Genomic DNA, 20,322 nt, shown 5'->3' with positions numbered 1-20,322 from the left:
TGACCGGCCACCGCCGGGCGGTCGTCGCCGCGACGCGGTCCCGCGCCGAGGGTCCGGCGGCCACGGGCGGCCGGACGCGGAGTGACGACGCCGGATCGGGCGTCCGGCACGGCGGCGTGGGGCCCCGCGTGGGGCGGTCGCGGCTCTTGCCGCAGGTCGTCGGTACTGGTGTCGTCGGAGGCCATCAGGGTCAATGGTGCGTCCCCGGACCGACGGCGAGGCCACCCGGGGGTTGCCGACACGCCGAACCACACGCAGAGTGACCGCGGCGGGCCGGTTTCCCAGGGGGCACGGGGGCCCCTGGGCCGGCTGCTGATGGTGGTGTGGCCGGGTCCGTGTCGGGCCCTGGGTGGGGGCGGCGGGGCCGGGCGGCCGGCCTGCTCCAGGGGGCCGGGCGGCCGGCCCCGTGGGGCAGGCCGGGCCAGCTGCGCAAGAGGCCACTTTCACCCTGTGGACAACCGCGAACCCCCCTGATCAACAGGGGTAACCCACGGACAGCCAACCACGCAAGAGGGCACTTCCACCCTGTGGACAACCGCGAACCCCCCTGATCAACAGGGGTAACCCACGGCCGGCCACGCGTGCAAGGGGGCACCTCGGCTCTGTGGAAGACCCACGAAACCCCTGGTAACCCGCGCCCCCGCATCCCGTGCACCTGGACGACCGCGCGCGGGAAGCCGCGAACCCCCCTGGTCACCAGGGGGGTTCGGAGATTCCAGGTGCCGGCGTGGGCGCTCGGGCGTGCTCCAGGGAGGAGGCCCGCCCAGGTCCCCAGGTCCCCAGGATCCGCCCGGGCTGCCCGGCTCGCCCGGATCCACCAAGCTCGCCCGACTCCCGCCCGCGTCACCCGGTTCCCGCCCGGCTGCCCCTTCCCCACCGACCGCCCCTTCCCCGCCGTCGGTGAGCGTGGGGCGGCTCAGCGACCCGCGGTCACCCGTTCAGTTCCCCCGCAGCCGCCGCACGAGGATGCTCGCCTCGCCCCGCGACTCCAGGTCGGACAGCATCACGGCCACCGCCTCGCGGACGATCCGCCCCCGGTCCACCGCCAGGCCGTGCTCGCCCCGCAGCACCAGCCGGGCCTGTTCGAGATCCATCAACTCCTCGGCGGAGACGTACACGGTGATCTTCTCGTCGTGCCGCTCCCGGCCGCTCGGCCGTCGCGCGGCCCGGGCCCGGCGGCGGGACGCCACGGCGGCCTCCTGCTGCTGGGTCGGCAGCTGCGGGCGGTCCTGCTCCGCCGTCCCCCCGCTCGACTGCTGGGGCGTTCGGCCCGTGGGAATGCCGCGCCGGGCGGCGGAGCCACCCGCCACCCCACCGCCCGCCTCGCCGAGCGGACGGCCACCAGCCAGCTCGCGACCACCGGCCAGTTCCCGGGCGGCGGCCCGCCCGGCCTGCGCGCCCTGGCTCCCCAGCGCGCCCCCCGGATACCCGGTGGCGCCGTCGGCCCCACCGACGGCGGCCCCGCCGAGGTGGCCCGGCCGCCCGTCGTCGGCGACGGTGGACGCCGCGCCGGACGCCGCGGCCGACGATCGCGCCGTCCCGACCGGCCCGGAGCCGCCGGACGGCCCGCCGGCTCCGTGTCGGGAGGGCCGCGCCGCGACGCCCCCGGCCCCGCCCGCCGCCGCTCCCCCGCCGAGTCCCCCGGCGGGTCCTCCACCGAGTCCCCCGCCGGCTCCTCCGCCCGCGAGCGCGGACGCACCGGCCGCACCGGCTCCGGGGCCGTGGTGCTCCCGGGCCTCGGACCCGGTCACGCCGCCCGGCCCTCCCGGGGCCGCGCCGGCGACACCGGCGAGGTCGTGGGTCGCCGCCGGCCCGGCGGCGGCCGCGGCGGCGCGCGGAGCGCCGGCGCGGTGCGCCCGCCCGGCGCCGAGGCCGTCCAGGCCGCCGCCGGCCCCGCGGCCCGATCCCTCGCCGGGCCCGCCGGACGGCACGCCACCCGGCGCGCCGGCGGGGGCGGAAGCACCGCCGTCCGCGGCTCTGCCGGCCTCGTCGTCCGAGGCACGGGCGGCCGCGGCGCGCGCGGCGGACCGGGCCGCAGCGCGCCCGCCGGAGGGCTGGCCGTCCGCCGACTCGGCGGCGGGGTCGTCGGGGTCGGGGTGTCCGTGCGGATGCCCGCCGCCCGGCGTGCCCGGCTCCGCGGGCGCGGGCTGCTGCTCGGTGCGGCGGCCGAGGGGTTGCAGGGAGGTGCCCCCGGTGGTGCGGAAGAGTTCGTCTGCTCCGGGGAGACTCACTCGGCGTGGCACCGGGCGAGCACCTCCCTGGCGAGCTGGCGGTACGCGGCGGCGCCGACCGAGTTCGACGCGTAGGTGGTGATCGGCTCACCGGCGACCGTGGTCTCCGGGAAGCGCACGGTGCGCCCGATGACGGTGTGGTAGACGTGGTCGCCGAACGCCTCGACGACCCGCGCCAGCACCTCGCGGCTGTGCACGGTGCGCGAGTCGTACATCGTGGCCAGGATGCCGTCGAGCTGGAGTTCCGGGTTCAGCCGCTCGTGCACGGTCTGGATGGTCTCGGTGAGCAGCGCGACACCGCGCAGGGCGAAGAACTCGCACTCCAGCGGCACGATGACGCTGTGCGCGGCGGTGAGCGCGTTGACCGTGAGCAGACCGAGGGACGGCTGGCAGTCGATGATGACGTAGTCGTAGTCGGGCAGCAGCGGCTTCAGCGCGCGGGAGAGCGACGACTCCCGGGCCACCTCGCTGACCAGCTGCACCTCCGCCGCGGACAGGTCGATGTTGCTCGGCAGCAGGTCCATGCCGGGCACGGCGGTCTTCAGCAGCACGTCGTCCGGCGTCACCGACCGCTCCATGAGCAGGTTGTAGACGGTGACGTCGAGTTCCATGGGGTTGACGCCGAGGCCGACGGACAGGGCGCCCTGCGGGTCGAAGTCCACCAGGAGGACGCGGCGGCCGTACTCGGCCAGGGCCGCGCCGAGGTTGATGGTGGAGGTGGTCTTGCCCACCCCGCCCTTCTGGTTGCACATGGCAATGATCTGGGCGGGCCCGTGCTCGGCGAGCGGGGCCGGGATGGGGAAGTACGGCATCGGACGGCCGGTGGGTCCGACCCGGTCGCGGCGCTGACGCGCGGGGTCCGGGGCGATGGTGGCCGCGTACTCGGGATCGGGTTCGTACTCCGCGTCGGGGTCGTAGGCGGCCGGGTCGTACGGGCCCTCGGCGTCCTCGCCGCCGTACCCGTAGACGCCGGCGGGGGCGTCGCCCGGCGACGCCCCGTCCGCGGCCGGGCCCTGCGCGGCCGGGCCGTGCGCGGCGGACCCGTGCGGGCCACCCCCCGCGCGCGCGGCGAAGGTACGCACGGCGACCGACCCGACCGACTCGTAGCGACCGCCCTTGGGAGCGGAGGGTGACGTTTCGGTCAGCTCGTGAGCAGGCCCTGGCTGAGCACCCCCGGGAGCAAATGTCGACTCGTTCACAAGTCGTCTTACCTCCTTGCCGACCAGGACACTTCTTGATTGGTCAGCGTGACACCATGCCGACGATCCGCGACTCTATGGCGTGTCGCATGTTTCGAGCAACACGATCGGCCCGATGCGACACGGTATGTCGGGGTCTTTCGGGCGTCCTGTCAAGAGGTCAACGAGGTAGCGGACATGACGTCGTGGCGCGTCACGAAACGGTGAAAACGCGTGTTCTCGTTGACCGGAAGCAGTCGCAATGATCACGCCGCCGCCCCGTCCGTTCACTGTCGGACAGGGCGGTGGACGGTCACCGAGGGCGATTTGACGACTTGTTCGAAAATACCCGGGGTTAAGCGCGCAATGCGGGGAAGGCGTCTGTGGAGCGCCGCGTTCACGCCCCCGCGCCGTCCCGGTGGCCGAGCACCTCGGCCAGCGGGACGGCGGTCAGGCCGTGCGCCTCGGCGACGGGCGCGTGGGTGACGACGCCCTCGTGCGCGTTGAGGCCGCCGGCGAGGGCGGGGTCCGCGCGCAGCGCCTCGCGCCAGCCCCGGTTGGCCAGCTGCAGCACGTAGGGCAGCGTCGCGTTGGTCAGGGCGTAGGTGGAGGTGTTGGGCACGGCGCCCGGCATGTTGGCCACGCAGTAGAAAACGGTGTCATGGACGCGGTAGACCGGGTCGGAGTGGGTGGTGGGGCGGGAGCTCTCGAAGCAGCCGCCCTGGTCGATCGCGATGTCCACCAGCACGGCGCCGGACTTCATCTCCGCCACCAGCTCGTCGCCGACCAGCTTGGGGGCCCGGGCCCCCGGCACCAGCACCGCGCCGATCACCAGGTCCGCCTCGAGGACCGCCCGGCGCAGGGCGTAGGCGTTGGACGCCATGGTCCGCACCCGGCTGCCGAAGACCCGGTCCGCCTCCCGCAGCTTGTTCACGTCCTTGTCCAGCAGGGTGACGCGGGCGCCCATGCCGACCGCCACGGTCGCCGCGTTCCAGCCGGCGACGCCGCCGCCGATCACCACGACCTCCGCCCCCGGCACCCCCGGGACGCCGCCGGGCAGCACGCCGCGTCCGCCGCCGGCCGCCATCAGGTGGTAGGCGCCGACCTGCGGGGCGAGCCGCCCGGCCACCTCCGACATGGGCGCGAGCAGCGGCAGCGCCCCGCCGGGCAGCTGCACCGTCTCGTAGGCGATCGCGGTGGTGCCGGACTCCAGCAGGGCGTCGGTGCAGGGCTTGGAGGCGGCCAGGTGCAGGTAGGTGAAGAGCGTCTGACCGCGGCGCAACCGGTGGTACTCCTCGGCCACCGGCTCCTTGACCTTGAGCAGCAGGTCCGCCTCGGCCCACACCTCGTCGGCGTCCGCGACCATCCGCGCGCCGGCCGCGGTGAACTCCTCGTCGCTGATCGAGGAGCCGGCCCCGGCGCCCCGCTCGATCGAGACCCGGTGACCGGCGCGGACCAGTTCGTGGACGCCCGCGGGGGTGATGGCCACGCGGAACTCGTTGTCCTTGACCTCTCGGGGGATGCCGACCTTCATCAGATGTGTCCTTCGGTTGGGCGGCTCCGGGCCGGGCCGGGGAACGCGCCGTGGAGGCGGGTAGGTGAACGCTCCACCCGGACGCGGGAGCCCTTGCGGGGTGCGTACGGCAACGCCCGATTCCAGTGTCCCCATGGGGAGAGACGAAGGCGAACGGCCGCATCAAGGCGAGAGTAACAAGGCAAGTAACCCCTGTCAGCCTTCGATACATAGCCACAAGAGATTGTTTACTTGTGTTTCACAGGGCGGCCGGGGGCGCCCCCGGGATCAGTGGGACGCGTCCTGAAGGCGGTCCGCCTGCGCGCGCTGCGCCGCGGCCCCGGTCGGGTCCCCCGACCGTTCCAGGACGTCCGCCGCCGCGCGCAGCGCCACCGCCTCGCCCGCCCGGTCCGACGCCTCCCGGTGCAGCGCCACCGCCTCCCGCAGGCTCTCCAGCGCCTCCTCCACCCGCCCCACCCGGGCCTGCGCCAGCCCGAGCCGCAGCACCGCCGCCGCCCGCTCCCGCCGGTCCCCCCGCCGGCGCAGCAGCGTCACCACCGCGCGCCGGTGGCGCAGCGCCTCCGCGTGCCCGCCGACGGCCGCGCAGCAGTCGGCCAGCCGGTCCAGCACCCGCGCCTGGCCGCGCGGATCGCGCAGCGCCTGGAAGGGGACGAGCGCCCGCCGGTACCAGTCCGCCGCCCGCTCCAACTCGCCCGCGCGCTCGTGCACGGCGGCGATCTCCTCCAGCAGCGGCCCGCTCACCCGGTCGTCCTCGATCGTGCGCGCCACCTCCAGCGCCTCGCGGAAGCGGCGCAGCGCCCGGGGGTCGTCGCCCTCGGCCACGTGCAGCGCCCCCAGGTGCCGCAGCGCGGCGGCCTCCTGCCGGGGCAACCGGCGCCGGCGGGAGACCTCCAGCACGGTGGTGTGCAGCGAGGCGAGGCGGTCGCCGCTCTCCACCACCACGTCAGCCCCGCGCGCCCGCGCCTCGTCACCGAGCAGCCGGATGAGCACCACGGCGAGCCGGCCGGCGCTGGTGTCCAGTTCGCCGTCGGCGAGGGCGTCGGCGGCGGTGCGCGCCAGCGCGTCGACCTCCCGGTGCAGCCAGCTCACCGCCTCCGCGCGGTCGCGGAAGCGCACCCGCACCACGCCGCGCGCCACCGGCTCGGGCGCGGCGCCGAGCAGCGCCAGGTGGCACGCCTGGGCCAGCCGGACGCTGCGTTCCAGCAGGCGGGCACGGGCCAGCCGCAGGTCGGCGGCGCGTTCCTCGGCGGCGCAACGTTCCCTCACCAGGTGCAGCAGCGACCCGGGCACCCGGTGCCGGGCGGTGCCGTCGCCGTGCGGCACCAGCAGACCGGCGGCCACGAGCTCGCCCAGCGCGGCGCGGGTGCGGTCGAGGGAGTCGCCCAGCAGCGCGGAGCCCCGGTGCGCGCAGACCAGCCCGTACGGCGCGAGGGTGGTGCGGCGCAGCAGGCGTGCGGCCGACGGGGAGAGCGCCCGGTACTGCGGCAGGAAGCAGGCCGGCAGGGGATCGTGGACGCCGAGCGCCCCGGCCGCCTCGCGGACGGAGTCGGCGGAGGGCCGGACGGCCCGGGGCGGCGCGGCCGGCCTGGCCGGGGACGCCGGGTCGGCGGGCACCCTGCCGGCGGGCGCCCTTCCGGACGAGGCCGGGCCGGACGACGCGGGGCCGGTCGACGCCGTACCCGCGCCCGTCGGGGTCGGCAGGCCGGCGCCCTGCTCGGGCGGGCCCTCCACCAGGGCGGCCACCAGGTCGGTGAGGGACGGCGCCGGGACCGCGGCGGTCGCCGTCGGGCGGCGCCCGCCGGCGGCCGGTGGCTTCGCGGGCGCGTCGGCCCCGGGGGCGGCGCCCTCGCCCCGCTCCGCGAGGGCGATCTCGCGGAGCAGGTCCGCCACGGAGGCCCGGGGGTGGGCCTGGAGCCAGTGCGCCGCCAGCCGGAGCGCGGTCGGCACCCCGCGGACCCGGTCGACGAGCGCCTGGGCGGCCGTGGGGTCGCAGACCACCCGGGTCGAGCCGATCAGCCCGGTCAGCAGCCGCAGCGCGGAGGCACGGTCGAGGCCGGAGAGCACGCAGGGGCGGGTGTCCCGCAGGCCGGTCAGCGGTCCCCGGGTGACGGCGACCACCAGGCAGCCGGTCTCCCGGGGAAGCAGGGCGCGGACGGCGTCGGTGTTCGGCACGTCGTCCAGGATCAGCAGCGCGCGCCGCCCCCGGGTGCGGCGCTGGATCTCCCGCCGGGCTGCCTCCTCGCCCAGCGGCACCACGGCCTGCCGGGCCGGGACGGTGCCGACCGGAGGGGTGGACGGGCCGGTCGCGGGGGTGGACGGGCCGGTCGGCGCGTCGTCCGATGGGCGCGCGGGCGGGAGCTGCTGGGCGAGGCGGCGGGCGGCCACCCGCGGTGGGACGGCGGAACCGTCCGGCTCGACCAGCCGCACGTACGCCCGTCCGTCCGGATACTCCTCGCGCAGCACCCGGGCGAGGCGGAGCGCGAGCGCGGTGCGCCCGGTTCCGGGGGCGCCGGCGATCACCAGGACCCGGCAGTGGCCGTCGGAGGCGTCCTCCTCCGGTGTGCCGCCGGCGGTTCCCGCGTCGGCCGCACCCTCCGTGCCTGCCTCGCCTGGCTCGCCTGCCTCGCCCACCGGCTCGCCGGTGGGCGGTTCGCCGGTCGGCCGGGCGGGGGTGTGGGGCGCGGAGGTGTGGGGCGCGGTGCGGGTGCGCGCGGTGGCCGCGGGCGGGCGTGGCAGGTCGGCCCGGAGCGCGTCGAGTTCGCCGAGGCGACCGACGAAGTCGGCCGGTTCGGCCGGCAGCCCCGGCACGAACAACGGCGAGGGGTGCTCCGCGGGGATCTCCACGGGGGTGTCCGTTCCGGCGGCCGGACGTCCGGCGGCGGCCGGGGCGGGCGGCCGGGAGGTGCCTGGGCTGCCGGGCGGTCGGTGCCCCGGTTCCGACGGGCCGGGCGTGGCGTCGGCCGACGCCGTCCGTGCGTCGTCCCGAGTCCGCTCGCGCACCGCGTCCTGCGCCATCTGGTCACCCCGCCTGGGCCGCCACCACCGGATCCACGGGAGGGTCCTCCCACCGGGGACACGGTAGTCGCTCGGTCACCGGGCGGGGGCCATCGCGCGGCGCTTCGGCCGTCGTGTCCGCCTGCTTCCCCGGGACGGCCGAACCCCCGGCCGCCGCCGCGCCGGGTGGGCGGCCCGGGACCGGCTCGCCAGGGACCCGAGACCGGCGGCGGACCGGCGCCCGGACCGGCGGCGAACGGGGCACCGGATCGGCGGCCGACGGGGCGCCCTGACCGGCGGCCGACCGGCGCTCGCACCGATGCCGGGATTCGCGCGGGACCGGCGGAATCCGCGCGCGCCAACTCCGAGCAGCCCTTCGGGACGGGCCGGCAGGGCGCCGGAGGCGGAGGCAGGCTTGCCATGCTCAGGCCACGAGGCGCGCGCCGCTAGGGGAGCCCCTGGGGACCCCCCAATTCCATGATCCCATGGGGGGAGACGGAGCGCAGGACCCCGATTCCAGCCTGTGGATAACCCGGGCCCGGGCCGTGCACGAGCGGCCGTTCCGGCTGGGATTCCTCCGCTCCCGGGACCGCCCGGGACCGGCGCCCTCCGCACCCGCACCCCGCACGAAGCGGACGGCCCGACACCGGCACCCGCGCCGGGCGGCCGGCCCGGGACCGGCCCGCCCACCGATCAGCGACCGGCGGGCGGCACCGGCACCCGGATCGAAGCACCCGCGCCGGGCGGCCGGCCCGGGACCGGCCCGCCCACCGATCAGCGATTGGCAGCGGCGCCGGCACCCGGGTCGAGGCCCCCGCGCCGGGCACCTGGGTCGAGGCCCCGCGCCGGGGCCCTCGTGCCAATCCTCAGGGGCGGAACGGCCGGGCCTGCCAGGGGGCGTCCGGGAGCCGCAGGGCCGCGAGGCCGTCGCCGGTGCCGTGCAGGGCCGCGTGGAGCGCCAGCACGCCGACGATCAGCGTCGGGCTCTGCAACTGCCCGGCCAGGATCCGCCGCACCAGCTCGTCCAGGCCGACCCAGTCGAGCTCCATGTCGAGCTCCTCGTGCTCCGCCGCGAAGCGCTCGCCCTCCGCCGGTTCGAGTCCGCGGGCCAGGAACACCCGGATCGCCTCGGAGGACGAACCGGGGCTGTTGTAGAAGTCGACCAGGACCCGCCAGTCGTCCGCCCGGTAGTGGGCCTCCTCGTACAGCTCGCGCTCGGCGGCGTGCAGCGGGTGCTCGCCCGGGACGTCGAGCAGGCCGGCGGGGGGCTCCCACAGCCGGCGCCCGACGGGGTGCCGGTACTGGCTCAGGCAGAGCACGCGCCGGTCGTCGTCGAGCGCGATCACCGCGACGGCCCCGGGGTGCACCTGGTAGTCGCGGCGTGCGGTGCCGCCGTCGGGCATCCGCACCTCGTCGGTGCGCAGCGAGGTCACCTTGCCGGTGAAGGGCGTCTCGGAGGAGACGACCTCCCACTGCTCGACGGCGTCGCGCACGTCGGGCCCGCTCCCCTGGTGCTGGCCGGTTGCCTGGTCCACGCCACCCTCCTCGTCTCTCCGCCCCTGTGCAGGGCGCGCCGGAAGTGGGGCGGAGATCATCCCCGTCCCACCCGCCCCTCACGCTACGCCGCTCACGCTACGCCGCCGCGGCGGTCGCTCCGCCACGCACCCGCCGACGGCGGCACGGCCGGCGACGCGGGAACGGGGCCCGGAGACGACGGCGGCCGGGCGGCGGTCACGGAGGGCCTCCATCGAGGTTCCGTGACCGCCGCCCGGCCGGCCACCGGGCCACGGTCACTCGACCGGGGTCACCCCGGTCGAGGTCACCCGGTCGACGTCACCCGCTCGGGTCACTCGGCCGCGGCGGCCGTCGCCGCGCTGGCCGGGGCGGACTGGGCGCCCACCACGGCGTCCGCCGCCGCACGCTCGGCGATGCGCCGCACCGCCGCCGCGACCAGGCCGGCGAACAGCGGGTGCGGGCGGGTCGGCCGGGAGCGCAGCTCCGGGTGGGCCTGGGTGGCGACCAGGTAGGGGTGCTGGTCGCGCGGGTACTCCACGAACTCCACCAGGCGGCCGTCCGGCGAGGTGCCGGAGAACAGCAGGCCGGCCTTCTCCAGCTCACCGCGGTAGGAGTTGTTCACCTCGAAGCGGTGCCGGTGGCGCTCCTCGATGTACGGCTCGCCGTACACCTCCCGCACGATCGAGCCCTCGGCCAGCTTTGCCGGGTACAGGCCCAGCCGCATGGTGCCGCCGAGGTCGCCCTTCCCGGCGACGATGTCGCGCTGGTCGGCCATGGTGGAGATGACCGGGTGGTGCGCCGACTCGTCGAACTCGGTCGAGTTGGCGCCCTCCAGCCCGGCGAGGTTGCGCGCCGCCTCGATGACGATGCACTGCAGGCCCAGGCAGAGGCCGAGCAGCGGCACCTTGTTCTCCCTGGCGTAGGTGATCGCCGAGACCTTGCCGTCCACGCCGCGCTCGCCGAAGCCGCCGGGGATGCAGATCGCGTCGACCCCGCCCAGCTCCCGCTCGGCGCCCTCCGGGGTGCGGCAGTCGTCCGAGGTCACCCACTTGATGTTGACCCGGGCGTTGTTGGCGAAGCCGCCGGCGCGCAGTGCCTCGGTCACCGAGAGGTAGGCGTCCGGCAGGTCGATGTACTTGCCGACCAGCGCGACGGTCACCTCGTGCTCCGGGTTGTGCACGCGCCGCAGCAGGTCGTCCCAGACCGTCCAGTCCACGTCGCGGAACGGCAGGTCCAGCCGGCGCACCACGTAGGCGTCCAGCCCCTCGGAGTGCACCACCTTGGGAATGTCGTAGATCGACGGCGCGTCCGGGCAGGCGACCACGGCGTCCTCGTCCACGTCGCACATCATCGAGATCTTGCGCTTGATGGACTGCGGGACCTCCCGGTCCGCGCGGAGCACGATCGCGTCCGGCTGAATACCGATGTTTCGCAGGGCCGCCACGGAGTGCTGCGTCGGCTTGGTCTTCAACTCACCGGACGGGCCGATGTAAGGAAGAAGGGATACGTGTAGAAAGAACACGTTGTCCCGGCCCACTTCGTGGCGGACCTGGCGCACCGCTTCCAGGAACGGCAGCGACTCGATGTCGCCGACGGTTCCACCGACCTCGGTGATCACCACGTCGACGTCTTCCGAGGCCATGCGCCGGATCCGGGCCTTGATCTCGTTGGTGATGTGCGGGATGACCTGCACGGTGTCGCCGAGGTACTCCCCGCGCCGCTCCTTGGCGATCACCGTGGAGTACACCTGTCCGGTCGTGACGTTGGCCGATCCGTGAAGGTCCTCGTCGAGGAACCGCTCGTAGTGTCCGATGTCCAGATCGGTTTCCGCGCCGTCGTTGGTGACGAACACCTCACCGTGCTGGAAGGGATTCATCGTGCCCGGGTCCACGTTCAGATATGGGTCGAGCTTCTGCATGGTCACGCGCAGTCCGCGTGCCTTCAGAAGTGAACCCAAGCTGGAGGCGGTGAGGCCCTTACCCAGAGATGAGGCCACTCCCCCAGTGACGAAGAGATGCTTGGTCGTCAGGCTGTTCGGCCGGATCGATGCCTTGCCGGAATGGGGCAGTGCCAAGAGGGGGCTCCCGTGGTCGGATTCGAGGTGGAATGTCAGGTGGCTGATTCCACCCGTCCACGGGCTCTCAGCGTATCAGCGCCCCGTCGGCCTGCACGAATCACAGCCCGTCAGGTCGTACAGTGATCTCCGGCAGCGTCGCCGTACCGCATGCGGCGTGCTGCTGGCGTGCGAGACACGGGACACCAACCCACTGTTGACATAGACGACACCGTCGGGTAACCGATCACTCACCCGAACGGGCGACTAGATCACGCGCACTCCGGGCAACAGGTGGGTCATGGCCGACATAACCTGGTCGAATGTCCCACCACCCTCCCCGCCCGCCCTTCACGCCATCGGCGTAGGAGGGGTCGACCTGGGCAGGAGGGGCCCATCACCGTCACCGGGCACCCATGAATCGCGCCACCGCCCACCGCACGGGTAGCAGGCGCACAGGGGGACACACCGGGACGCATCACCACAGCAACACACCGAGACAGTGCCGGAGCCGGCGGCCGGGACGCGGCCGTGCCGTGCCCGTGCCGGGCTCCAACCTCCCGCCCCTGCCCCACCGCTCATCTGGAGATCCATGTGGCTGGCCGAATCGAGGACTACGCACTCATCGGGGACATGCAGACCGCTGCCCTGGTGGGCCGTGACGGGTCCGTGGACTGGTTCTGCGCTCCCCGCTTCGACTCCCCCGCCGTCTTCGCCGGGCTTCTCGGCACCGACGAGCACGGGTTCTGGCGCATCGCGCCCAAGATTCCCGGTGTCCCCACCGAGCCGGCCACCCGCCGCCGCTACCGCGGTGACTCGCTGATCCTGGAGCAGGAGTGGGACACCCCCCTCGGCTCGGTGCGGGTGACCGATTTCATGCCGCCGCGCACCGGCGTGCCGCGCATCGTCCGCGTCGTCGAGGGCCTCTCCGGCCGGGTGCCGATGCTCTCCGCGCTGCGCATGCGGTTCTCCTACGGCCGGGTGATCCCGTGGGTGCACTCCCGGGAGGGACGCACCGGCGCCGTGGCCGGCCCGGACTCGGTGTGGCTGGACAGCGACGCCGCCACCCACGGCCACCACAAGACGACCTTCTCCGACTGCACGGTCTCCGCCGGCGAGCGGCTCACCCTGGTGCTGAGCTGGCAGGCCTCCCACCTGGACCCGCCGGCCCGCATCGACGCCATGGAGTCGCTGCGCACCACCGAGGCGTTCTGGGAGGACTGGGTCGCCCAGTGCACCTACCGGGGCCCGTGGCGGGACGCCGTGGTGCGCTCGCTGATCACCCTCAAGGCGCTCACCTACGAGCCCACCGGGGGCATCGTCGCCGCGCCGACCACCTCGCTGCCCGAGGACATCGGCGGCGTCCGCAACTGGGACTACCGCTACACCTGGCTGCGCGACGCGGCGATCACCCTGTCCTCCCTGCTGCGCACCGGCTACCGGGACGAGGCGGAGGCGTGGCGGGCCTGGCTGCTCCGCGCGGTCGCCGGCGACCCGGAGAACCTCCAGATCATGTACGGCGTGGCGGGCGAGCGGGAGCTCGGCGAGGCGGAGCTGAGCTGGCTGCCCGGCTTCGAGAACTCCTCCCCGGTGCGGGTCGGCAACGGCGCGGTGGACCAGCTGCAGCTGGACGTCTACGGCGAGGTCATCGAGGCGCTGCATCTCGGCCACATGTCGGGGCTGGCCCGCAACGACTACGCCCAGCTGCTCCAGCTCAAGCTGATCGAGTACCTGGAGAAGCACTGGAACGAGCCGGACGAGGGGATCTGGGAGGTGCGCGGGCCGCGCCGGCACTTCGTGCACTCCAAGGTGATGGCGTGGGTCGCGGTGGACCGCACGGTTCGGCTGATCGAGTCGCAGGGCAGCACCGAGGCCAAGCTCACCCGGTGGCGCCAGCTCCGCGACGACATCCACCGGGACGTCTGCGAGAAGGGCTACGACCCGGAGCGCAACACCTTCACCCAGTCCTACGGCTCCCAGGAGCTGGACGCCTCCCTGCTGCTGATCCCGCAGGTCGGCTTCCTGCCGCCGGACGACAAGCGGGTGATCGGCACCATCGAGGCGATCCAGCGGGAGCTGACGGTGGAGGGCGGCTTCCTGCTGCGCTACCCGACCGTCGGCGAGGACAGCGGCCTGGACGGCCTGCCCGGCGACGAGGGCGCGTTCCTGGCCTGCTCGTTCTGGCTGGCGGACGACCTCGCCATGATCGGCCGCGTCGAGGAGGCCCGCCAGCTCTTCGAACGGCTGCTGGCGCTCCGCAACGACCTCGGGCTGCTGGCGGAGGAGTGGGATCCGCGGCTGCAGCGGCAGGTCGGCAACTTCCCGCAGGCGTTCAGCCACGTGCCGCTGATCGACACGGCGCTGCGGCTGACCGCGTGCGGCGCCTACGGGTGACCGGCGTCCGCCCGGCGTCCGCCCGGGGCGTCGCCGCCGGGCGGTGTGCCGCGGTGAGCTGAGGCGTTGTGGTGAAGGGGCGCGTGGCCGGTCGGCCGCGCGCCCCTTCACCCTCACCGTCCGCCGCGACGCGAGCGCACGCCCCGGGCGGGGGAGCCGTCGCGCGGCGAGCCGAACCGGCCCCGGGCGACCAGCTCCAGGGTGACCAGCACGCAGACCGCCTCCACCGCCAGCAGCGCGATCAACACGAACACCTGCACCGCCCCCGCCTCGACGGGCGACGCCCCGCCGAGCAGCATCCCGACGAACGCGCCCGGCAGCGTCACCAGTCCGACCGTCCGGGTCTGGTCCAGGGCGGGCATGAGGGCGCTGGCCGCCGCCGGGCGGGCGATCTCCAGCCGCGCGTCCCGGTCGAGCAGCCCCAGCGCGAGGGCGGCCTCCACCTCGCCGTGGCGCAGCCGCAGGTCCTCCATGGAGCGGCGGCCCGCCATGGACGTCGCCGTCAGGGCGCCGCCGATCAGGATGCCGGCCACCGGCAGCACGGCGATGCCGCGCGTCGGCAGCACCCCCGCCACCGCCATCAGCAGCAGTACGGGGGCCACGCCGGCGGCGATCGGCACGCCGGCCCACACCCAGGCGCGGCCCGGGGTGATCCGCCGCCCGGCCGTCCGCGTCGCCACCGCGAACATCACCAGCACGAACGCCAGCGTCAGCGGCACCGACCCGACCACCTGGGTGATCAGCGCGGAGACCACGGCCAGCTGGGCGATCGCCCGCGCGCCGGCGCCCAGCACGGCCCGCCCGTGCCCCAGCCGTCCCCATCCGCTGATCGCGGCCGCCGCCAGCAGCAGGACGACCAGCAGCACGCCGAGGGCGACGGTCAGCGGCAGCAGCGTCCCCGATCCCCCCGCCCCCGGCCCGCCCCCACCCCCGGCGCCGGCCGACGCCGCCGACCCCGCCGCCGACGCCGCGAGGACCAGCACGTCAGCTGCTCCGGCTTCCCCACCTGGTAGGTCGCTCATCATGCCAGGGGTACTGCCCCGGCGGGCCGGCCGGCATCCCGCCGCCCCACGGCCCGGCGGAGGGTTCCCGGGCCGCGTGGATCCGGGGAACCCTCCGCCTGGTGGGGGCGGTCGCGCGGTCAGTCGACCTCGGCGACCGCCTGGGCGAACTGGGCGGCGTACAGGCGGGCGTAGGCGCCGCCGGCGGCGAGGAGTTCGGTGTGGGTGCCCTGTTCCACGATCCGGCCCGACTCCATCACCAGGATGACGTCGGCGTCGCGGATGGTGGAGAGCCGGTGCGCGATGACGAAGCTGGTGCGCCCCTCGCGCAGCGAGGTCATCGCGCGCTGGATGAGCACCTCGGTGCGGGTGTCCACCGAGCTGGTGGCCTCGTCGAGCACCAGGATGGACGGCTCGGTGAGGAACGCCCGGGCGATGGTGACCAGCTGCTTCTCGCCGGCGCTGACGCCCGAGCCCTCCTCGTCCATCACGGTGTCGTAGCCGTCGGGGAGGGTGGAGACGAAGCGGTCGGCGTGGGTGGCCTTCGCCGCCGCGACGACCCGTTCCCGGGAGGCGTCCGCGGCGCCGTAGGCGATGTTCTCCGCGATGGTGCCGCCGAACAGCCAGGTGTCCTGGAGCACCATGCCGATGCGGCCGCGCAGCTCCTGGCGGGACATCCTCGCGACGTCCACCCCGTCCACGGTGATCCGCCCGCCGGTGACCTCGTAGAACCGCATCAGGAGGTTGACCAGGGTGGACTTCCCGGCGCCGGTCGGCCCGACGATCGCCACGGTCTGGCCGGGCTCGACGGAGAGCGAGAGGTTCTCGATGAGCGGCTTGTCCGGCTCGTAGCGGAAGGAGACGTTCTCGAACGCCACCCGGCCGGTCACCCGCTCCGGGCGCAGCGGCTCGGCCGGGTCCGGCTTCTGCTCCTCGGCGTCGAGGAGGTCGAAGACGCGTTCCGCGGAGGCGACGCCGGACTGGAGCAGGTTGGCCATCGACGCCACCTGGGTGATCGGCTGGCTGAACTGCCGGGAGTACTGGATGAACGCCTGGACGTCGCCGAGCGACATCCCGCCGGAGGCCACCCGCAGGCCGCCGATCACGGCGACCAGCACGTAGTTGAGGTTGCCGACGAACATCATCGCCGGCTGGATGACGCCGGAGATGAACTGCGCCCGGAAGCTGGAGGTGAACAGGGCCTCGTTGTGCTGGTCGAAGACGTCGGTGGCCTCCTGCTGCCGGCCGAAGACCTTCACCAGGGCGTGCCCGGTGTACATCTCCTCGATGTGGGCGTTGAGCTTGCCGGTGGTGGCCCACTGCTTGACGAACTGCGGCTGGGCGCGGCGGCCGATGGCGCGCACCACGAAGAACGACACGGGCACGGTCACCAGGGCGACCAGCGCCATCAGGGGGGAGATCCACAGCATCATCGCCAGCACGCCGACGATGGTGAGCAGGGAGGTGACCATCTGGCTGAACGCCTGTTGGAGGGTCTGCCCGATGTTGTCGATGTCGTTGGTGGTGCGGCTGAGCACCTCGCCGCGCGGCTGCCGGTCGAAGTAGCCGAGCGGCAGGCGGGAGAGCTTGGTCTCGGCCTGCTCGCGCAGCCGGAACGCCGTCCGCTGCACGATGGTGGTGGTCAGCCGGCCCTGGAGGAAGGTGAAGGTGGAGGCCAGCACGAAGGCGGCGAGGGCGCCGAGCAGCACCGTGCCCACCTCGCCGAAGTCGATGCCGCGGCCGGGGATGACGTCCATCGCGGTGACCATGTCGGCGAGGGTGTCGTCGCCGCGGGCCCGCAGCGCCTCGGCGGCCTCTTCCGGGGTGGTGTCGGGGGGCAGGCTCCGGCCGACGACGCCGGCGAAGATCCGGTCGGTGGCGTAGCCGAGGACGCGGGTGCCGAGCACACCCATGGAGACGCCGATGACGCCGAGGGCGAGCACGGCCGCGATCAGCGGGCGCTCGGGGCCCATCATGCGCAGCAGGCGCCGGCTGGAGCCGCGGAAGTCGATGGAGCGTTCGGTGGGCAGTCCGCCGGCGCCGCGCATGGGGCCGCCCGGTCCGCCGGCGCCGGGGCCGGGCCCGCGGGCCGGCACCGTCCGGGCGGGGGTCGGCCCGGAGCCGGCCTTCACCGGGTCGGAGCCCTTCCCGGCAGGCCCGGCGGCCTTCGGCCCGTCGTCGGCGCCGGGGCGGCCGGGGCCTCGGTCGGTGGTGGTCACGCCGCCTCCTGCTCGGTGAGCTGGGAGAGCACGATCTCCCGGTAGATCTGGTTGTCTGCCATGAGTTCGTCGTGGGTTCCGCTGCCGACGACCCGCCCGGCGTCGAGCACGACGATCCGGTCGGCGTGGCGGATGGTCGACACCCGCTGGGCGACGATCACGACGGTCGCGTCACCGGTCTCGCGGGCCAGTTCGGCCCGCAGGGCGGCGTCGGTGGCGTAGTCGAGCGCCGAGAAGGAGTCGTCGAAGAGGTAGATCTCCGGGCGGGCCACCAGCGTGCGGGCGATGGCCAGGCGCTGGCGCTGGCCGCCGGAGACGTTGCCGCCGCCCTGGGAGATCGGCGCGTCGAGCCGTTCCGGGAGGGCCTCGACGAAGTCCCGGGCCTGGGCCACCTCCAGGGCGTGCCACAGTTCCTCGTCGGTGGCGTCCGGGTTGCCGTAGCGCAGGTTCGTCGCGATGGTGCCGTTGAAGAGGTAGGGCTTCTGCGGCACCAGGCCGACCGTGCGGGCGAGGGTCGCCGGATCGAGTTCGCGGACGTCCACCCCGCCGACCAGCACGCTGCCGCCGGTGGCGTCGAACAGCCGCGGCACCAGGTTCAGCAGGGTGGTCTTGCCGCTTCCGGTGGAGCCGATCACGGCGGTGGTCCGGCCCGGGTGGGCGACCAGGCTGACGCCGTGCAGCACCGGTTCCTCCGCCCCGGGGTAGCGGAATTCGGCGTCGCGGATCTCCAGGTGGCCGTGGCGGCGTAGCGCCGTGACCGGGCTGCTGGGCGGGGTGACCGAGGAGTCGGTGTCCAGCACCTCGGAGATGCGCTCGGCGCACACCTGGGCGCGGGGGATCTGCACCAGCATGAAGGTCGCCATCATGACCGACATCAGGATCTGCATCAGGTAGTTCAGGAACGCGATCAGCGCCCCGACCTGCATCTGCCCGTCGTCGATGCGCTGCCCGCCGAACCACATCACGGCGACGCTGGAGGCGTCCATCACCAGCATCACGGCCGGCCACATGAAGGCCATCAGCCGGCCGGCGGAGGTGGCCACCGTCATCAGGTCGCGGTTGGCGTCGGCGAAGCGGGCCTGCTCGTGCTCGTCGCGGACGAACGCCCGGATGACTCGGATGCCGGTGATCTGCTCGCGCATGACCCGGTTGACCGTGTCGATGCGCTCCTGCATGGAGCGGAACAGCGGCGCCATCCGGCGCACGATCAGCGAGACCACGATGATCAGCACCGGGACGATGACCAGCAGCAGCGCGGAGAGCGGGACGTCCTGGTTGAGCGCCATCAGGATGCCGCCGACGCACATGATCGGCGCCGTCACCATCAGCAGCAGCCCCAGCAGCACCACCATCTGCACCTGCTGGACGTCGTTGGTGGTGCGGGTGATCAGCGAGGGGGCGCCGAAGCGGCCGACCTCGCGGACGGAGAACCGCTGCACCTGGCGGAATATCGCCGCCCGCACGTCGCGGCCGACGCCCATCGCGGTGCGGGCGCCGAAGTAGACGGCGCCGACGGCGCAGGAGATCTGCAGGAGGGTCAGGGCGAGCATGACGCCGCCCGTGCGCAGGATGTGGCCGGTGTCGCCGGTGACCACGCCGTTGTCGATGATGTCGGCGTTCAGCGTCGGCAGGTAGACGGCGGCCAGCGTCTGCAGGAACTGCAGCAGCACGACCAGCGCGATGGGCCTGGTATAGGGGCGCAAGTGGGTGCGCAGCAGTCGGATCAGCACACGGACTCCGGGATCTCCTTGGACATGGCGATGGTGGCGGCGGTGGGCCGCGGGCGTCTCCCCGGGCCCCACCGCCGCCACCAGGTGGGCGCCGCGGTCGGTCAGGCGTGGTGCGGGACGGTCAGGCGTGCTTCGGGGCGGTCAGCCGCCGTAGGGGTGGGTCGCCCTGGCCGTGCGCAGGGCCCCCGCCCACCAGGCGAGCTGGTCGAGCATTCCCTTGGCCGCCGCGTTGCATCCCTCCGGGCGCTTCGGCTGGCCGTCCCCGTCGAACTCGTTCCAGGCGTTGTGGAAGCTGACCGTGTCCCGGACGGTGACCGCGTGCAGCTCGGCGAAGACCAGGCGCAGCTGCTCGACCGCGCGCAGGCCGCCCGCCATGCCGCCGTAGGAGACGAACCCGACCGGCTTAGCCTGCCACTGCGTGAAGTGCCAGTCGATCACATTTTTGAGCGGGGCGGGGAAGCTGTGGTTGTACTCGGGGGTGACCACCACGAAGGCGTCCGCCTCCGCCAGGCGCGGTGAGACGGCGGAGAGCAGCCGGGCGTCCTCCTCGTCGGGCTCCTTGGTGAGGACGGCCGGCAGCGGGGTGGCGACCAGGTCGATCACGTCGACGACCATGTCCGCGCGCTGCCGGGCCTGCTCGGCGAACCAGTTCGCCACGGTCTCGCCGAAGCGTCCCTCCCGGGTGCTGCCGACGATCACGGCGAGGCGGAACGGGGCGGTGGTGGAGTCGGACATCGGCTTCTCCTCGTCGGTGTTCGGGCCGCCCGATCGCTCGATCGGCGGCTGAGAAGAACCGTAGAACCTCAACTTTTGTTAAGGTCAAGTGCCGTCAGGACATGATCGGATGGGATCGCAACGAGCCGACAACCGGGAGGATCCGACCGCATGGACGAGGCAACCACGCAGGACTGCGCCGTGGAGTGCACCCCGGAGTACACCCCGCAGGACACCGTGGAGTGTGTCCCGGAGTGCGCACCGCAGGACGCCGTGGAGTGCGCACCGGAGTGCGGTGACGAGCCGCTGCCCAAGGGCGCGGAGCTGTCCGTCGGTGAGGTCGCGGCGCGCAGCGGGGTCGCCGTCTCGGCGCTGCACTTCTACGAGCGGCAGGGCCTCATCTGCAGCCGGCGCACCAGCGGCAACCAGCGCCGCTACCGGCGCGACGTGCTGCGCCGGGTGGCCCTCATCCGGATCGCCCAGCGGGTCGGCATCCCCCTGGCGGACGTCGCCGCCGTGCTGGAGACCCTGCCGAACGGCCGCACCCCCACCCGCGAGGACTGGAAGCGGCTCTCCCGCCGCTGGCAGGAGGAGCTGGAGGAGCGCATGCGCTACCTGGCCCAGCTGCGCGACGACTTCGAGGACTGCGTCGGCTGCGGCTGCCTGTCGATGGAACGCTGCATGCTGCTCAACCCCTACGACCGGCTGGGCCAGGAGGGCCCCGGCCCGCGCCGACTGCTGACGAACCGCCGGTAGGCG

General features: G+C 74.2%; 11 protein-coding genes and 1 pseudogene. 2 read left to right on the top strand and 10 right to left on the bottom strand.

Features of this window, described 5'->3' with window-relative positions:
* Window positions 1–938: 938 nt before the first annotated feature.
* The 6 genes and pseudogenes from FHU37_RS01735 to pyrG form a co-directional block, all read right to left on the bottom strand.
* Window positions 939–1,184, bottom strand: a pseudogene (locus FHU37_RS01735) (hypothetical protein); the annotation flags it as partial.
* Window positions 1,185–2,227: 1,043 nt separating this feature from the next.
* The gene (locus FHU37_RS01730; RefSeq protein ID WP_312892374.1) at window positions 2,228–3,313 is read right to left on the bottom strand and encodes a ParA family protein; all 1,086 of its coding nucleotides are present in this window, start codon (window positions 3,311–3,313) and stop codon (window positions 2,228–2,230) included.
* Between the two features lie 493 nt (window positions 3,314–3,806).
* Window positions 3,807–4,943, bottom strand: coding sequence for an alanine dehydrogenase (gene ald, locus FHU37_RS01725; RefSeq protein ID WP_179812452.1), 1,137 nt, complete (start codon window positions 4,941–4,943; stop codon window positions 3,807–3,809).
* Between the two features lie 267 nt (window positions 4,944–5,210).
* A complete protein-coding gene (locus tag FHU37_RS01720; RefSeq protein WP_179812451.1) occupies window positions 5,211–7,787 on the bottom strand; it encodes a tetratricopeptide repeat protein in 2,577 nt (858 codons plus the stop codon).
* A 1,016-nt stretch (window positions 7,788–8,803) separates the two neighbouring features.
* Entirely contained in the window at window positions 8,804–9,472 is a 669-nt protein-coding gene (locus FHU37_RS01715) for an NUDIX domain-containing protein (protein WP_312892373.1), read from the bottom strand.
* A gap of 311 nt (window positions 9,473–9,783) precedes the next feature.
* Window positions 9,784–11,496: a CTP synthase gene (pyrG, locus tag FHU37_RS01710; protein ID WP_179815953.1), complete on the bottom strand. Its 1,713-nt coding sequence runs from the start codon at window positions 11,494–11,496 to the stop codon at window positions 9,784–9,786.
* Between the two features lie 603 nt (window positions 11,497–12,099).
* Between pyrG and FHU37_RS01705 the strand changes: the two genes are divergently transcribed.
* Window positions 12,100–13,899, top strand: a complete 1,800-nt coding sequence (locus FHU37_RS01705; protein ID WP_179812449.1) for a glycoside hydrolase family 15 protein — start codon at window positions 12,100–12,102, stop codon at window positions 13,897–13,899.
* 113 nt (window positions 13,900–14,012) lie between these two features.
* Here FHU37_RS01705 and FHU37_RS01700 read toward each other — a convergent pair whose 3' ends face one another.
* The 4 genes from FHU37_RS01700 to FHU37_RS01685 all read right to left on the bottom strand — a co-directional run bounded on the left by FHU37_RS01700 (window position 14,013) and on the right by FHU37_RS01685 (window position 19,584).
* Complete coding sequence (locus FHU37_RS01700; protein WP_179812448.1) at window positions 14,013–14,921, bottom strand: ABC transporter permease; 909 nt, start codon at window positions 14,919–14,921, stop codon at window positions 14,013–14,015.
* Between the two features lie 119 nt (window positions 14,922–15,040).
* A complete protein-coding gene (locus FHU37_RS01695) occupies window positions 15,041–16,948 on the bottom strand; it encodes an ABC transporter ATP-binding protein (protein WP_179815952.1) in 1,908 nt (635 codons plus the stop codon).
* Between the two features lie 167 nt (window positions 16,949–17,115).
* Window positions 17,116–18,849, bottom strand: a complete 1,734-nt coding sequence (locus FHU37_RS01690) for an ABC transporter ATP-binding protein (RefSeq protein ID WP_179812447.1) — start codon at window positions 18,847–18,849, stop codon at window positions 17,116–17,118.
* A gap of 141 nt (window positions 18,850–18,990) precedes the next feature.
* Complete coding sequence (locus FHU37_RS01685) at window positions 18,991–19,584, bottom strand: NADPH-dependent FMN reductase (RefSeq protein ID WP_179812446.1); 594 nt, start codon at window positions 19,582–19,584, stop codon at window positions 18,991–18,993.
* Between the two features lie 150 nt (window positions 19,585–19,734).
* Here FHU37_RS01685 and soxR point away from each other — a divergent pair, with 150 nt between their 5' ends.
* On the top strand, window positions 19,735–20,319 hold the full coding sequence (gene soxR / locus FHU37_RS01680) for a redox-sensitive transcriptional activator SoxR (protein ID WP_179812445.1): 585 nt from the start codon (window positions 19,735–19,737) through the stop codon (window positions 20,317–20,319).
* Window positions 20,320–20,322: the final 3 nt, after the last annotated feature.

The organism is Allostreptomyces psammosilenae (assembly GCF_013407765.1).
Classification (GTDB): domain Bacteria; phylum Actinomycetota; class Actinomycetes; order Streptomycetales; family Streptomycetaceae; genus Allostreptomyces; species Allostreptomyces psammosilenae.
The sequence above is the reverse complement of the archived record's forward strand: the minus strand, read 5'-3'. Positions and strand labels throughout refer to the sequence as shown.

What these genes read in the sequence shown, in the direction of transcription:
- ald (WP_179812452.1), bottom strand. Translation starts at nt 4,943, where the DNA reads ATGAAGGTCGGCATCCCCCGAGAGGTCAAGGACAACGAGTTCCGCGTG.
- FHU37_RS01700 (WP_179812448.1), bottom strand. Translation starts at nt 14,921, where the DNA reads ATGAGCGACCTACCAGGTGGGGAAGCCGGAGCAGCTGACGTGCTGGTC.
- FHU37_RS01695 (WP_179815952.1), bottom strand. Translation starts at nt 16,948, where the DNA reads ATGCGCGGCGCCGGCGGACTGCCCACCGAACGCTCCATCGACTTCCGC.
- FHU37_RS01685 (WP_179812446.1), bottom strand. Translation starts at nt 19,584, where the DNA reads ATGTCCGACTCCACCACCGCCCCGTTCCGCCTCGCCGTGATCGTCGGC.
- soxR (WP_179812445.1), top strand. Translation starts at nt 19,735, where the DNA reads ATGGACGAGGCAACCACGCAGGACTGCGCCGTGGAGTGCACCCCGGAG.